This window comes from Nonomuraea insulae (assembly GCF_042656245.1).
Map to the genome: position 1 here is coordinate 105,756 of NZ_JBHSPA010000060.1, position 11,664 is coordinate 117,419.

Annotated in this window: 13 protein-coding genes and 1 pseudogene; 6 read left to right on the forward strand and 8 right to left on the reverse strand. The window is 71.6% G+C overall.

Annotated features, from left to right (window positions below; all coding sequences use genetic code 11):
- Positions 1–41: 41 nt before the first annotated feature.
- From ACFPZ3_RS45205 to ACFPZ3_RS45215, 3 genes are read right to left on the reverse strand one after another with little or no spacing between them, the layout of a single operon-like run.
- Positions 42–803, reverse strand: coding sequence for an SDR family oxidoreductase (locus ACFPZ3_RS45205; RefSeq protein ID WP_379520574.1), 762 nt, complete (start codon positions 801–803; stop codon positions 42–44).
- 24 nt (positions 804–827) lie between these two features.
- Positions 828–1,688 carry an RNA polymerase sigma-70 factor gene (locus ACFPZ3_RS45210; RefSeq protein WP_379520590.1) on the reverse strand — a complete coding sequence of 287 codons (861 nt, stop codon included), beginning with the start codon at positions 1,686–1,688 and terminating at the stop codon, positions 828–830.
- Positions 1,688–2,563: an NAD-dependent epimerase/dehydratase family protein gene (locus ACFPZ3_RS45215; RefSeq protein ID WP_379520575.1), complete on the reverse strand. Its 876-nt coding sequence runs from the start codon at positions 2,561–2,563 to the stop codon at positions 1,688–1,690. The genes ACFPZ3_RS45210 and ACFPZ3_RS45215 overlap by 1 nt, the downstream gene beginning before the upstream one ends.
- Before the next feature lie 98 nt (positions 2,564–2,661).
- Between ACFPZ3_RS45215 and ACFPZ3_RS45220 the strand changes: the two genes are divergently transcribed.
- On the forward strand, positions 2,662–3,336 hold the full coding sequence (locus ACFPZ3_RS45220; protein ID WP_379520576.1) for a ThuA domain-containing protein: 675 nt from the start codon (positions 2,662–2,664) through the stop codon (positions 3,334–3,336).
- Here ACFPZ3_RS45220 and ACFPZ3_RS45225 read toward each other — a convergent pair.
- A complete protein-coding gene (locus tag ACFPZ3_RS45225) occupies positions 3,326–3,730 on the reverse strand; it encodes a TIGR03668 family PPOX class F420-dependent oxidoreductase (RefSeq protein WP_379520577.1) in 405 nt (134 codons plus the stop codon). The two genes, ACFPZ3_RS45220 and ACFPZ3_RS45225, sit on opposite strands and share 11 nt — an antisense overlap.
- Before the next feature lie 238 nt (positions 3,731–3,968).
- On the opposite strand from ACFPZ3_RS45225, the gene ACFPZ3_RS45230 reads away from it, so the two are divergent.
- Positions 3,969–4,856 carry a hypothetical protein gene (locus tag ACFPZ3_RS45230; protein ID WP_379520578.1) on the forward strand — a complete coding sequence of 296 codons (888 nt, stop codon included), beginning with the start codon at positions 3,969–3,971 and terminating at the stop codon, positions 4,854–4,856.
- Between the two features lie 37 nt (positions 4,857–4,893).
- Here ACFPZ3_RS45230 and ACFPZ3_RS45235 read toward each other — a convergent pair whose 3' ends face one another.
- From ACFPZ3_RS45235 to ACFPZ3_RS45245, 3 genes are all read right to left on the reverse strand, one after another.
- The gene (locus tag ACFPZ3_RS45235; RefSeq protein ID WP_379520579.1) at positions 4,894–5,514 is read right to left on the reverse strand and encodes a MerR family transcriptional regulator; all 621 of its coding nucleotides are present in this window, start codon (positions 5,512–5,514) and stop codon (positions 4,894–4,896) included.
- 15 nt (positions 5,515–5,529) lie between these two features.
- Positions 5,530–6,378, reverse strand: a complete 849-nt coding sequence (locus tag ACFPZ3_RS45240) for a LysR family transcriptional regulator (RefSeq protein ID WP_379520580.1) — start codon at positions 6,376–6,378, stop codon at positions 5,530–5,532.
- A gap of 82 nt (positions 6,379–6,460) precedes the next feature.
- Positions 6,461–7,321: an alpha/beta fold hydrolase gene (locus tag ACFPZ3_RS45245; protein ID WP_379520581.1), complete on the reverse strand. Its 861-nt coding sequence runs from the start codon at positions 7,319–7,321 to the stop codon at positions 6,461–6,463.
- A gap of 36 nt (positions 7,322–7,357) precedes the next feature.
- Here ACFPZ3_RS45245 and ACFPZ3_RS45250 point away from each other — a divergent pair, with 36 nt between their 5' ends.
- The 4 genes from ACFPZ3_RS45250 to ACFPZ3_RS45265 all read left to right on the forward strand — a co-directional run bounded on the left by ACFPZ3_RS45250 (position 7,358) and on the right by ACFPZ3_RS45265 (position 10,594).
- The gene (locus ACFPZ3_RS45250; protein ID WP_379520582.1) at positions 7,358–7,774 is read left to right on the forward strand and encodes a MarR family transcriptional regulator; all 417 of its coding nucleotides are present in this window, start codon (positions 7,358–7,360) and stop codon (positions 7,772–7,774) included.
- 219 nt (positions 7,775–7,993) lie between these two features.
- Positions 7,994–9,064 carry a thiolase C-terminal domain-containing protein gene (locus ACFPZ3_RS45255; protein ID WP_379520583.1) on the forward strand — a complete coding sequence of 357 codons (1,071 nt, stop codon included), beginning with the start codon at positions 7,994–7,996 and terminating at the stop codon, positions 9,062–9,064.
- An 88-nt stretch (positions 9,065–9,152) separates the two neighbouring features.
- Entirely contained in the window at positions 9,153–9,683 is a 531-nt protein-coding gene (locus ACFPZ3_RS45260; RefSeq protein ID WP_379520584.1) for an RNA polymerase sigma factor, read from the forward strand.
- Entirely contained in the window at positions 9,680–10,594 is a 915-nt protein-coding gene (locus tag ACFPZ3_RS45265; RefSeq protein WP_379520585.1) for a hypothetical protein, read from the forward strand. The genes ACFPZ3_RS45260 and ACFPZ3_RS45265 overlap by 4 nt, the downstream gene beginning before the upstream one ends.
- Positions 10,595–10,778: 184 nt before the next feature.
- Here the strand turns inward: ACFPZ3_RS45265 and ACFPZ3_RS45270 are convergent.
- Positions 10,779–11,664: pseudogene (locus ACFPZ3_RS45270) on the reverse strand (hypothetical protein); the annotation flags it as partial.

The window sequence follows — 11,664 nt, forward strand, 5'->3', positions numbered from 1 at the left end:
CTCGTCAGGCGATGACGCGGCTCCCCAGGCCGGCACGCTCGTCAGGCGATGACGCGGCTCTCCCCGCCGTCCACCAGCATCGACACCCCGTTCACGAACGAGGCCCGCTCGCTGGCCAGGAACGCCACCACGTCCCCGACCTCCTCGGGACTCCCGACGCGGCCGGCCGGTGACGCCTCGCCGCGCCGCCGCACCTCCTCCTCGCTGCCCGCCGTCTGCAACAGCCGCTCGGTCGCGATCGAGCCGGGCATCACGTTGTTGATCCGCACCCCGTCGCGCGCGGCCTCGCGGGCCACCGTGCGCACCACGCCGGCCACGGCCGAGCGGGTGGCGTTCGACAGCGCCAGGCCGTCCAACGCCTCGCGGGCCGACCTGCTGGTGATCGTGACGATCCGCCCCCAGCCGCGCGAGCGCATCTCGGGCAGCACGGCGTGGATCAGCCGTACGGTGCCGAGCAGGTTGCGCTGGACGGCCACGTCCCAGTCGGCGAGCCCTAGCTCGTCGAAGCGGCCAGGCGGCGGCCCGCCCGCGTTGGCGACCAGGATGTCCACCGGGCCGACCACGTCGCGCGTCTCCTCGACCACCCGCCGGGCGGCGGCCGGGTCCTCCACATCGGCCAGCACCGCGTGCACGACCTTGCCGAACTCCTGCAGTTCCACCACCGCGTCGGCGAGCTTCTCCGGGTCGCGGGCGGCGATGCAGACGTCGCAGCCCTCCCGCGCGAGACTCTTGGCCGCGGCGAGCCCGATGCCCGCGCTGCCTCCGGTGACGAGGGCGACCTTGCCCGAGATGCCGAGATCCATAGGGGCGACTATAGATCGGACAGGTCAGCCCAGTCGCACATGTTCGAGCTTGTCGGGGTTCAGCATGGCATAGATCCCTCTGATGAGGCCGTCCTGGATGTCGAGCAGGACGAGCTGCTGCCCGTCGTCCTCGACCCGCGTCCAGACCGCGGGCGTGCCGTTGACGTCGATGATCCGCGCCTCCGTGAACTGGTAGCGGGTCATCAGCCCGTCCACGAGCCCCAGCACCTTGCGCCGGCCCACGATCGGCCGCAGCGCCGCCCGCACCTTGCCGCCGCCATCGTTGTAGGCGATGACGTCCTCGTGCAGCAGCTCGGTCAGCGCGGCCAGGTCGCCGCCCGTCGCCGCCTCCATGAACTTCACCAGCAGCTTCGCGTGGTCCTCGCTGGACGGCCTGAACCGGTCGCGGCCCTCGGCCAGCCTGCCCGAGGCGCGGTGGTGGAGCTGCCTGGCACTGGCCACGGAGGAGCCGACGATCTCCGCGATCTCGTCGTAGGGCAGCTCGAACGCCTCCCGCAACACGAACACCGCCCGCTCAGGCGGCGAGAGCCGCTCCATCAGGTGCAGCGTCGCGTACGAGACCGTGTCCCGCAGCTCGGCCGTGTCCAGCGGGCCCGCCTCCGAGGTCATGACCGGCTCGGGCAACCAGGGCCCGGTGTAGGCTTCCCGCTTGACCCGCGCGGAGCGGAGCTGGTCGAGCGCCAGCCGCGAGACCACGGTCACCAGGAACGCCCGCGGCTCCCTGACCTCGCCCCTGTCGGTGCCCTGCCAGCGCAGCCACGCCTCCTGCACCACGTCCTCGGCGTCCCACATGCTGCCGAGCAGGCGGTAGGCCAGCCCGAGCAACATGGGGCGATGCTCTTCGAAGTCCTCCACGGCTCGCATCATGCCTTGTCGGCCAGGAACGAGGCGTGCCGGGGCCGCCAGTTGAGCTGGAGGCGCGCGCGGCAGTTGTCGGCGCCCCTGAGCCTGGTCATGTACGCCACGCCGAAGCCACCCACGAGCAGCCTGGCCACGAAGCCGGGCACCCGCCTGGGCTTGGGCCCGCCGAGCGAGGCCGCGTACGCGGTCAGCCAGTCGCCGAGCCTGACCGGCGTGTCGTCCACGATGTTCAGCACCCCGGAGACGTCCCGGTCGAGCGCGGCGACGACGGCCGTGGCGGCGTCGTGCGAGTCGGTGAACGACATCACGGACCCTCCGTCGCCCACGATCGGCATCCTGCCCGCCCGTACGGACCGCGTGGTCGAGCCGTCCTCGTCGTACACCGAGCCTGGCCCAGTCAGGTGCCCGACCCGCAGCACCAGCCCGCCCACCCCGGCGACCTGCCGCTCCATGTCCTCCAGCGCCGCCACCACCGGCGCGAACTGGCTGGGCGCCTCCCGCCACAACGGCGTGTCCTCATCGGCCAGCCCCGGCCCGGGGGTGTAGGCGTAGGCCAGTCCCTGGGCGAGGAACCGGGCGCCGGGGGCCGCCTCGATGAGGTTCCTGGCGCCCTCGGTGCGCAGCCGGTTGGTCAGGGCGAACTCCTGCGACATCCTGCGCGGGTTGATGGCCTTGGGGATGGCCGTCAGCAGGTGGACGACCGCGTCCGGCGCGACCCCACGTACGGCCGCGACCGTGGCGTCCCGGTCGAGCGCGTCCACGCGGACGTCCGCCCGCGGCGACCTGGAAAGCCCGACCACCTCGTGCCCCACCGCCCTGAGCAGCGGAACGAGCTGACGGCCGATGACCCCGGTGGCTCCAGCGACCAGAACTCTCATGTCCTCTTCCTTCCTCTACATGGACAGGACGGGGAAGAGACGCCGGATGTGACAGCTCACGGGTGGAAATGCCGGGACAAGCGTGATGAGGTTGGCGGGTGGCGAGAAATCTGATCCTGTCAGGGGGCCTGTTCCACGACTTCGCCGCCACATCGGCCGCACTCGCGGAAGTGCTCGCCGAGGTGGGGGTCGAGTCGGAGATCACCGAGGACATCGCGGGCGCGCTGAGCGAGCCGTCGGAGGTCCAGCTCATCACCGTCAACGCACTGCGCTGGCAGATGGACCAGGACCGCTTCGCCGACCTGCGGGGCGAGTGGCGCTTCGACTTACCGGCCGAGGCGCGGGCGAACCTCCTCGACCACCTCGACCGAGGTGGCGGACTGTTGTGCATGCATTCGGCGTCGATCTGCTTCGACGACTGGCAGGGCTGGCCGCGTGTGCTGGGCGGTTGCTGGACGTGGCCCAAGTCCCACCATCCGCCGCTGGGCTGGACGGGCGTGCGCGTGCACGGCACCCATCCGGTGGTGGAGGGCCTGCGGGACTTCGACGTCGTGGACGAGGTCTACAGCGACATGGACGTGCTGGACGACGTCGAGCCGCTGGCCTCCGCGAACGGCCAGCCGCTGATCTGGGCCCGTCCGGTGCGGCGCGGGCGGGTGTTCTACGACGCGCTCGGGCACGACACGAGGTCGTACGGCAACGAGATCCATCGGACGTTGCTCCAGCGGGCGGCGCTGTGGCTGCTGAAACGGCCGGTGACCATCAGGGAGTAGCAGACCATTCGCTCCATCTGGTCACCTCGACGACGATGACGGGGCCGACGGGGCGGTGTTCGCGGTACTGGGCGTACTTGGCGGCCAGCGCGTCGAGCGCCTCCTCGCGGTCCCCTGTGTCCTCGGCGATCGCGGCCCGCCCGTCGGCGCGCACCCACCACAGGCGTGTCCAGTCGTCCTCGTAGTGGTCGGCCAGCAGGCTGACGGCCGGGTCGCGCCGGATGTCGCGCAGCCGCGCGAGGTCGGTGGTCGTCTTGGGCTTGTGATCGACGGCCGTCACCACGCGGTCGTCCAGCACGGCGAAGGAGACGGGCACCACGCGCGGCGTCCCGTCGGAGGCCAGCCTGGCCATCCGCGCCACCGGCTGCGCGGCGAACCTCTCGCGTCCCGACATGATCGCGCCGATCAGCGCGGCACCACCAGCGACGTCTCGCGGGCGGCCAGGATCCGGGCTTCGGTGTCGCGGCGCTGCTGGGCGCGGGTGCGGCGGGGCGGCTCGGTCACGGGTCTCATTGTACGGACGTCGAATCTTGGTTGTACGGTCGTTCATTCAACGAGGTCGAAAGCCCTGCACGCGTAGGGTGTCCGGAACCTACAAGACCGAGTGGCGGCTATCTGGGCACGATAGCTGCATGAATGCGAACCTATCCGCGGTCCCCGGGTTCATGGCCGGGCACGCGCGAGTCCTCGACCGTCGCCGCTTCGACCTGCTCACGGGCGAGGGCAGCGCGGTCGGAATGCTCTCGGCCCTGGACGGCTACCGCAACCTCGACGGCGGCTACGGCTGGGGCCTGGAGCCGGACCTGCGCTCGCCCGAGAGCCAGCCCGGCGCCGCCCTGCACGCCTTCGAGGTGTTCGGGGAGCTCGCCCCCGTCTCCTCGCCGCAGGCCGTCGTGCTGTGCGACTGGCTGGACGCGGTGACGCTGCCCGACGGCGGGCTGCCGTTCTCGTTGCCGCTCACGGTCCCCACCGCCACCGCGCCGTGGTGGTCCGGAGGCGACGCCGGCACCTCGTCCCTGCAGATCACCGCCGTGACGGCGGCCGCCGCCCAGCGCGTCGCCGTCCACGACGCGGCCGTGGCCCGGCATCCGTGGCTGGAGAAGGCCACGCGCTACTGCGTCGACACGATCGCGGCGCTGGAGGAGCGGCCGCACGCGTACGTGTTGTTGTTCGCGGTGGCCTTCCTCGACGCCGTCTACGACAGCCACCCCCGCGCGGCCGACCTGCTCAAACGCCTTGGCGCCCACATCCCCGAGGACGGCAGGGTGCCCGTCGAGGGCGGCACCGTGGACGAGGCCCTGCGTCCCCTCGACTTCGCGCCCTACCCCGGGCGGCCCGTCCGGGACCTGTTCGAGCCCGCCGTGATCGCGGCCGACCTCGTCCGGCTGGCGGGGGAGCAGCAGGACGACGGCGGGTGGGTCGTGGACTACGCGCGGTTCTCGCCCGCCGGGTCGCTGGAGTGGCGTGGCGCGGCCACGGTGCGGGCCGTCGGGATCCTGCGCGCCAACGGCCTGCTCTAGGAGCCGAGGCCTGCTCTGGGAGCCGAGGCGGCGGGTCCTAGGAGCTGAGGCGGCGGGCCGACTCCGACTCGTGGGCCATGCGTCGCAGCGTGTCGAGCGCCCGGCCGTACAGAACGGTGCCGAGCACCAGGGACTCCACGGCGGCGTCACGCGGGCCGTCGAACGGGATGGTGTTCATCTCCACCTCGGAGACCAGCTTGCGCACCACCTCCACGTACGGCCCCAGATCGATCGCCACGCCGAGCTGGCGCATCCTCACGAGGGTCTGGGCCAGCTCGTCCCGGGTGGGTGCCGCGGGATGGATGTCCCAGCCCAATTTCTCGATGAGCTCGTCCACCTGGGCGCGGGCGGCCTGCCACTCCTCGCCGGGCTCGGGCTCGACGGCCGGGCCCAGCGCGTAGTGGGCGGTCCCCAGCACCTCGTGCGTGGGCATCGACTCGTCCTCGACGGCGGCGATGATCTGCTTGATCGAGGCCACGGAGAGCCTGCCCACTTCGAGCAGCGCCCGGATCAGGCGGAGTCTGCGCAGGTGCGACTCGTCGTACTCGGCCCTGGTCGCGGCCGTCTGCTCGCCCTGGTGCAGCATGCCCTCGCGCAGGTAGTACTTGATCGTGGGTATGGCGACGCCGGACTTGGCGCTGAGTTCGGAGATGCGCATCGTTAGATATTAGAGCTATCCAGATCGGGCGAGATGGCGAGCCGCGCTCACGAGTTCGTGCACGTCAGCCTGGCGATTCCAGAGGAAGACCACTTCGAGCGGCGGTACGTCCTCTTTTATCGGTACAAATACTAGTGTGTCCGGAATCGTGGTGCCCTCGTGGACGCACAAGCCGTAGCCCGTGCCCTCCTCGACCATGTTGATGACCAGGTCATGGGTGGCCGCGGAGGGGCCGAGGCGGGGGTGGAGGCGGTGGCGTACGAAGCCTTCGAGGAACCTTCGGGCCCCGGCCACCGCGTCGGACTCCGGCATGACCAGCGGCTCGCCGGCCAGGTCCGACAGCGACACCGCGTCGTGCGCCGCCAGGTGGTGCTCGCGGTGCAGCAGGGCGCGTACCGGGAAGCGGTGGACGAGCATGCGGGCCACGCCCCTGGGCAGGGATCCCGGCGCGTAGCCGAGCCCGGCCTGCAGGGTGCCGTCCGCGATCGAGACGATCTGCTCGGCCGTGCCCATCGGGGCCACCCGCAGGCGGCCCGTGTGGAGCTGGGAGAGCAGCCGGGCCACCACGTCGGCCAGGCCGTCGGCGACGCCCAGGCGGGCGGTCTCGCCCTTGCTCCTGGCCGCGGCCACGGCGCGCTCGAAGGCGTCGACGGCGACCGTGGCCTGGGCGAGGAACGCCTCGCCCGCCTCGGTGAGCTGCACGCCGCTGGAGGAACGGCTGAACAGCTCGACCCCGATCTCCTTCTCCAGTGCCCTGAGCTGCTCCGACAGCGTGGGCTGAGCGATGTGCAGGGCGGCCGCGGCCCGGCGGAGACTTCCCGCGCGGGCAATGGCCATGGCGTACCGGACATAGCGTAGATCCATCGCTCACCTCGGCGTGATGATGATGGGCTATCGGTAGATCGCACCTCTGTATTACAAGCTGGGACAGCTTCCGTGAAGGTGCTCAGTCACCTGATTCCTGGGCAAATGTTGTAATCCGCTGGTCGGGCGGGGTTTCCAGTACCTCGTGGAGTCGCGCGGCGAACGCCTTGGGACGGAAGACGCTGCCGTTATGGCCGCCCGGAAACTCCGCGTACGGCAGGCCGAGCCGGTCGGCGAGGAGGAGGGCGCAGCGGTAGGCCATGACCTGCCCCGAGTTCGTGCCCACGGCGGGGACGATGTGCGTGCCTTTCAGCGCGTCCAGGTCCAGCCGGTGGTGGCGGACGGCGGGGGCGTCGTAGGTCAGGAAGAACTCCAGGTTGCGTATCCGCTCGGGGTTCGGGGACCGCATGGGGGCGTCCTCCTCGCGATCGGCCGGGTCGATGCCCGCCAGCACCAGGAACTTGCGCAGGGCCGCCATCGCGCCCTCCTTCTGGAAGATCTCCTCGACCTCGCGCTGTGCCGTGGCGGCCTGGGCGCGGTCCTGCTCGGGGAGGAGTTGGGTGGCGGGGGGCTCGTGGGCCACCAGGAGGCGGATCTGCTCGGGGTGGCGGGCGGCCAGTTCGAGGGAGATCATCGCGCCGATGCTGCTGCCGTAGACGAGGGCGGGCTCGGTGGTGAGGGCGGTCAGCAGGTGGTGGACGTCGTCGGCGTGCGTGGTGACCGTCGGCGGCTGCTCCGGGTCGTCGATGGTGCTGCCTGACAGGCCGCGACGGTCGTAGGTGAGGACCGTGTAGTGGGGTTCGAGTTGAGCGGCGAGCGGGGCGCCGGCGGCCGCGTCGCCGTCGCCGCCGGCGATCAGCACGAGGAGGGGGCCGGTGCCCTGCCGGACGTAGCGCAGTTCGGCGCCGGGGACCTGGATTACATCTGTTTCGTGATGCATCATAATTTAGATGTATCACGAATGTGGTGCAATGGGAACATGAACGGGCTCGAACTGCTGCTCCTGGGGCACAAGCTGGTCCAGATCGGTCAGGACGCCATCCCGGCGTCCGGCATCCACAAGCTGACCGGTAGCGCCAGGACTGTCCTGGTGGACGTCTTCGAGCATCCCGGCAGTTCGATCAAGGAGATCACCGAGCGGACCGGTTTTCCGCAGAGCCTGGTGTCGGTGTCGGTGGCCAGATTCCGGGAGGCCGGGGTGATGGTGACCGAGCCCGACCCCGCCGACCGGCGGCGGACGCTGGTGAGTGCCGCGCCCGGCGTGCCGGAGCGGGGCAAGCGGCTGGCGGGGACGGCGACCGTGGACGAGGAGCTGGCGCGGGCGCTGGGGGTGGAGGGGGGCGAGGTGAGGGAGATCGTCGCCCAGCTTGAGTCGCTGGCGCGACGGCTGTCCTGACCTTCAGGTCTTTGGCTCGGGCGCCGATCCGGACAGGTGGGCTCCTGGCGATCTCGCCGTGGTGCGAGGAGCAGGTCTCGGTTCGCTCGCACCTGGCGATCTCGCCGTGGTGCGAGGAGCAGGTCCTGGTCTGCTTGCCGAGCAAGCGCTTGCCCGCCGACGTGCGGCGGGTTAGCGTGGCGGCGTCGAGGTCGCCGGGCTGACGGAGGGACGTGGGTCATGCAGCCGTTCGCGGGGCGGGCGGCCGTGGCGGGCATCGGGATGACGGCGCTGAGCAGGGAGTCCGGGCGCAGCGAGCTGGAGCTGGCGGTGGAGGCGTGCCGGGGGGCGTGCGCGGAGGCCGGGATCGGGCCGCACGAGGTGGACGCCGTGCTCAGCTACCACATGAACGACTCCGCGCCCGTCGTCCAGGTCGCCAGGGCCCTGGGCATCGAACGGCTCGGCTGGCACAACGACATCGCCGGAGGCGGCACCCAGGCGGCGTCGATCCTGGGTGACGCGGCGATGCTCATCCACTCCGGCCTAGCACGCAATATCCTGATATATCGGGCGCTCAACGGCCGGTCCGGCCACCGCATGAACACGGTCTCCACCGGCCCCCAGGAACGTTTCACCTACGGACTCACCGGCCCCGTCCCGCTCTTCGCCCTGGCCGCCACCCGCTATCTGCACGACACCGGCCTCACCGCCGAGCACCTGCACGCCGTCGTCGCCCAGTCCAGGGACAACGCCAAGACCAACCCCCGCGCCCTGCGCCGCGAACCACTCGCCCTCGCCGACTACCTGTCCAGGCCGTACGTCTGCACCCCCCTCCGCACGGTCGACTGCTGCCAGGAGACCGACGGCGCCTGCGCCCTCCTGGTCAGCGGCGTGCTCGGCGGGCCACGCGTCCAGGCGGTGGTACGCGGGGGAGGCCCCGGCTGCTCCGCGATGGACCGCGCGGCCGACGTCACGGCGATCTTCTCCTCGTACGTGGCTCCCATGCTCTGGCAGGCATCCGGAATGCGGCCTTCTGACGTGGACGTGATGGTGCCGTACGACGCCTACTCGTGGCTGGTGCCCCGGCAACTGGAGGACTTCGGGCTGGTCGAGCGCGGTGAACTGGGGGCGTACCTGCTGGAGCGCCGTCACGCCTGGGTGAACCCGCACGGCGGCCTGCTCTCGGAGGGCTACGTCCACGGGCTGAACAACGTGGCCCAGGCCGTACGGGAGCTGCGCTCGGGGCGTGAGGTGGCGCTGGTGACGGGCTTCGGCGGCAGTTACGGGAGCGCGGCTCTGCTCACAAGGTGAAAAATCGGCTGAAATGCTGGAGGTTCCCTCGACATGTACGGGGTGTTCCGATCCCGACACCCGAGGAGGCCGACCATGGGGAACGCCCGTGGATGACCGCGAGCAGCGGTTCGAGGCCGTCTACAAGCAGACGTACGAACACATCCTCGGCTACGCCACGCGCCGCTGCGACTCCCCGGAGGACGCGGCGGACGTGGTCGCCGAGACCTTCGCCATCGCCTGGCGCCGCGTCGAGGCGCTCCCGCCGGACGGCGAAGCCAGGCTCTGGCTGTACGGCGTCGCCAGGAACGTGCTGGCCAACCACCGGCGCGGCGTCGCCAGGCACCGGCACAGGAGCGTGGCCCTCGACACCGACGTCGCCGACCTCTACACCCACTCACCCGAAGGCAGCGTCGAACTGGGCGCCATCGCGCGCTCGTTCCGCGAGCTGTCCGAGGACGACAAGGAGCTGATCTCGCTGGTCGCCTGGGAGGGCCTGGACCACGGGGAGATCGCCAAGGTGCTCGGCTGCTCACGCAACGCCGTACGCATCAGGCTCTACCGGGCGCGCAAGCGCTTCTCCAAGGCGCTGGCCGGTGCCGGCGTCTCCGTCGGCCATCTCGCAGTGGAGTCCGTATGAACGAGCTGAAGAACCTCGCCCGCGTCCACGACGAGGACCTGGCCGGACGGGCGTCCGGCGCGGGGGCGCGGGCGCTCCTCTCCTCGATCACCGCCGAGGAGCCCGCGCCCGTCGTGCCGGTTACGTCCCGAGGCAACCGCACGCGCCGCCTTGTCGTGGGCGCCGTGGCCGTGGCGGGGCTCGCGGCGGCGGCCGTCATCGGCCCGACCGTCCTGGGCGAACGCGGCCCCGCCACCTCTTACGCCAACTCCGCCATCGACATCCGGCTGGAGGGTGACTACTACGTGGCTACGATCAAGGATCCGCTGGCCGACTTCACCAAGTTCACCGAGGGCTTCAAGGCGGTGGGCCTGAACGTACGGCTGGAGACGGCACCGTCCTCGCCCGGTCAGGTGGGCGAGATCACCCACGTGAACTCGGGTCCCGGGGTCGTCGTCGACAACCCCAACGACGACCGCAGGATCGGCACCGGCACCTCACCGGCGGGCTGCCGGCTCGGCGAACCCGGGTGTGCGATGACGGTGATGGTGCGGCGCGGCTACGACAGCCACGGCGTGGTCAAGCTGGGCCGGGCGGCGCAGCCGGGGGAGAAGTACCAGAACATGCGGCCCGCGACCAGCGAGGGCGAGATGCTGGAGGGCTTCAGCGCCGATGAGAAGACGGTGGGTGAGGTGCTCGCCGAGGCCCGCCGACGCGGGCTGAAGGCGGTCTACCAGGTCATCACCCCCGCGCCGGACAACAACGGGTGGCGCGTGGAGGCGGACAAGCAGTCGGTCGAGGTGGGGGACGACTGGATCGTCTGGGAGGCGCAGTCGGAGGAGGCCGGGGTGCTGAGGTTGCTGGTGACCAAGGACCGCCTGCCGAAGAACCCGGTCTACGGCGGCCCGAAGCCGGCCATCATCCGCGACTGACGCGGCACGACTCGAACGGCGACGACCTCGTCGTCGTGATCGCTCTCGTGAACGCTCCCGCCGCGGTCACCGGCAGGCGACCCGGGCCCGGCTGCGCACCACCGTCCGACCGGCTGCGCACCACCGTCCGACCGGCGGCCACCCACCGCCTGCTGAACGTTTTGAGAACAGCGGCGGGCGGTGCTCAGCGGGCGGGCCGGACGAAGCACGGGTGGCGCGCCCGCGCCTCTCGCCGATCGAGAAGGGAACGCGCCGCCAACCAGGCCGCCGCCCCCGCAGCGTCGCCCGCCACGACGGGTGCCGCCGTCCTCGCGGCGTCGCCCGCCACGTCGGATGCCGCCGTCCCCGCGTCAGCGCCCGCCACGACGGGTGCCGCCGCCCCCGCAGCGTCGCCCGTCAGGGTCGCGCCCGCAGCACACGCTACGGCGGGCGACGTGGCGCTGCCTGCTACGGCGGGCGACGTGGCGCTGCCTGCTACGGCGGGCGACGTGGCGCTGCCTGCTACGGCGGGCGACGTGGCGCCGCTGGCTACGGCGGGGGACCTAGCGCCGCTGGCTACGGCGGGCGCCGTGTTGGCACCCCCAAGAAGGCCCCGTACGGCATCCTGTACGGGGCCTTCCGCCGTGAGGACGCTGCCGGCGAGCACGATCGGCAGGCCCGGTTCGTGGACCTCGGAGGCGGTCCTGGCGAGCAGGGTCGCGGCTTCGCGCACGATGGACAGCGCCGTCGGATCGCCGTCCCGCGCCGCCCGGCTCACCAGCGGCGCCAGTTCGGCCAGCGCGAGCGGGGGCCGCGCGTGCACCGCCGCCGCCACCCGCGCCACCAGATCCCCGTCCAGTCCCTCCAGCCTGTCCAGTCCCTCCAGCCTGTCCAGCCTGTCCAGCCCCTCGGGTACGAGGTGACGGACGACGAGCGCCACCAGTCCGCCGTCAGCCACCGCGTCACTCGCCATCACGTTGTCGCCCGCCAATCCCGCAGCCCGTCCGCTGAGCCGGCGCTGCTGCGTCGGCGCGGGCGGCGCGGGTGGCGCGGGTGCGCGGTCGGCCGCAGGCGTCGGCCCGGCGGCGCGG

Bases quoted from the DNA above. Each gene is read 5' to 3' on its own strand.
- ACFPZ3_RS45205 (WP_379520574.1), bottom strand. From the start codon at position 803: ATGGATCTCGGCATCTCGGGCAAGGTCGCCCTCGTCACCGGAGGCAGC.
- ACFPZ3_RS45210 (WP_379520590.1), bottom strand. From the start codon at position 1,688: ATGCGAGCCGTGGAGGACTTCGAAGAGCATCGCCCCATGTTGCTCGGG.
- ACFPZ3_RS45215 (WP_379520575.1), bottom strand. From the start codon at position 2,563: ATGAGAGTTCTGGTCGCTGGAGCCACCGGGGTCATCGGCCGTCAGCTC.
- ACFPZ3_RS45225 (WP_379520577.1), bottom strand. From the start codon at position 3,730: ATGTCGGGACGCGAGAGGTTCGCCGCGCAGCCGGTGGCGCGGATGGCC.
- ACFPZ3_RS45230 (WP_379520578.1), top strand. From the start codon at position 3,969: ATGAATGCGAACCTATCCGCGGTCCCCGGGTTCATGGCCGGGCACGCG.
- ACFPZ3_RS45235 (WP_379520579.1), bottom strand. From the start codon at position 5,514: ATGCGCATCTCCGAACTCAGCGCCAAGTCCGGCGTCGCCATACCCACG.
- ACFPZ3_RS45240 (WP_379520580.1), bottom strand. From the start codon at position 6,378: ATGGATCTACGCTATGTCCGGTACGCCATGGCCATTGCCCGCGCGGGA.
- ACFPZ3_RS45245 (WP_379520581.1), bottom strand. From the start codon at position 7,321: ATGATGCATCACGAAACAGATGTAATCCAGGTCCCCGGCGCCGAACTG.
- ACFPZ3_RS45250 (WP_379520582.1), top strand. From the start codon at position 7,358: ATGAACGGGCTCGAACTGCTGCTCCTGGGGCACAAGCTGGTCCAGATC.
- ACFPZ3_RS45255 (WP_379520583.1), top strand. From the start codon at position 7,994: ATGCAGCCGTTCGCGGGGCGGGCGGCCGTGGCGGGCATCGGGATGACG.
- ACFPZ3_RS45265 (WP_379520585.1), top strand. From the start codon at position 9,680: ATGAACGAGCTGAAGAACCTCGCCCGCGTCCACGACGAGGACCTGGCC.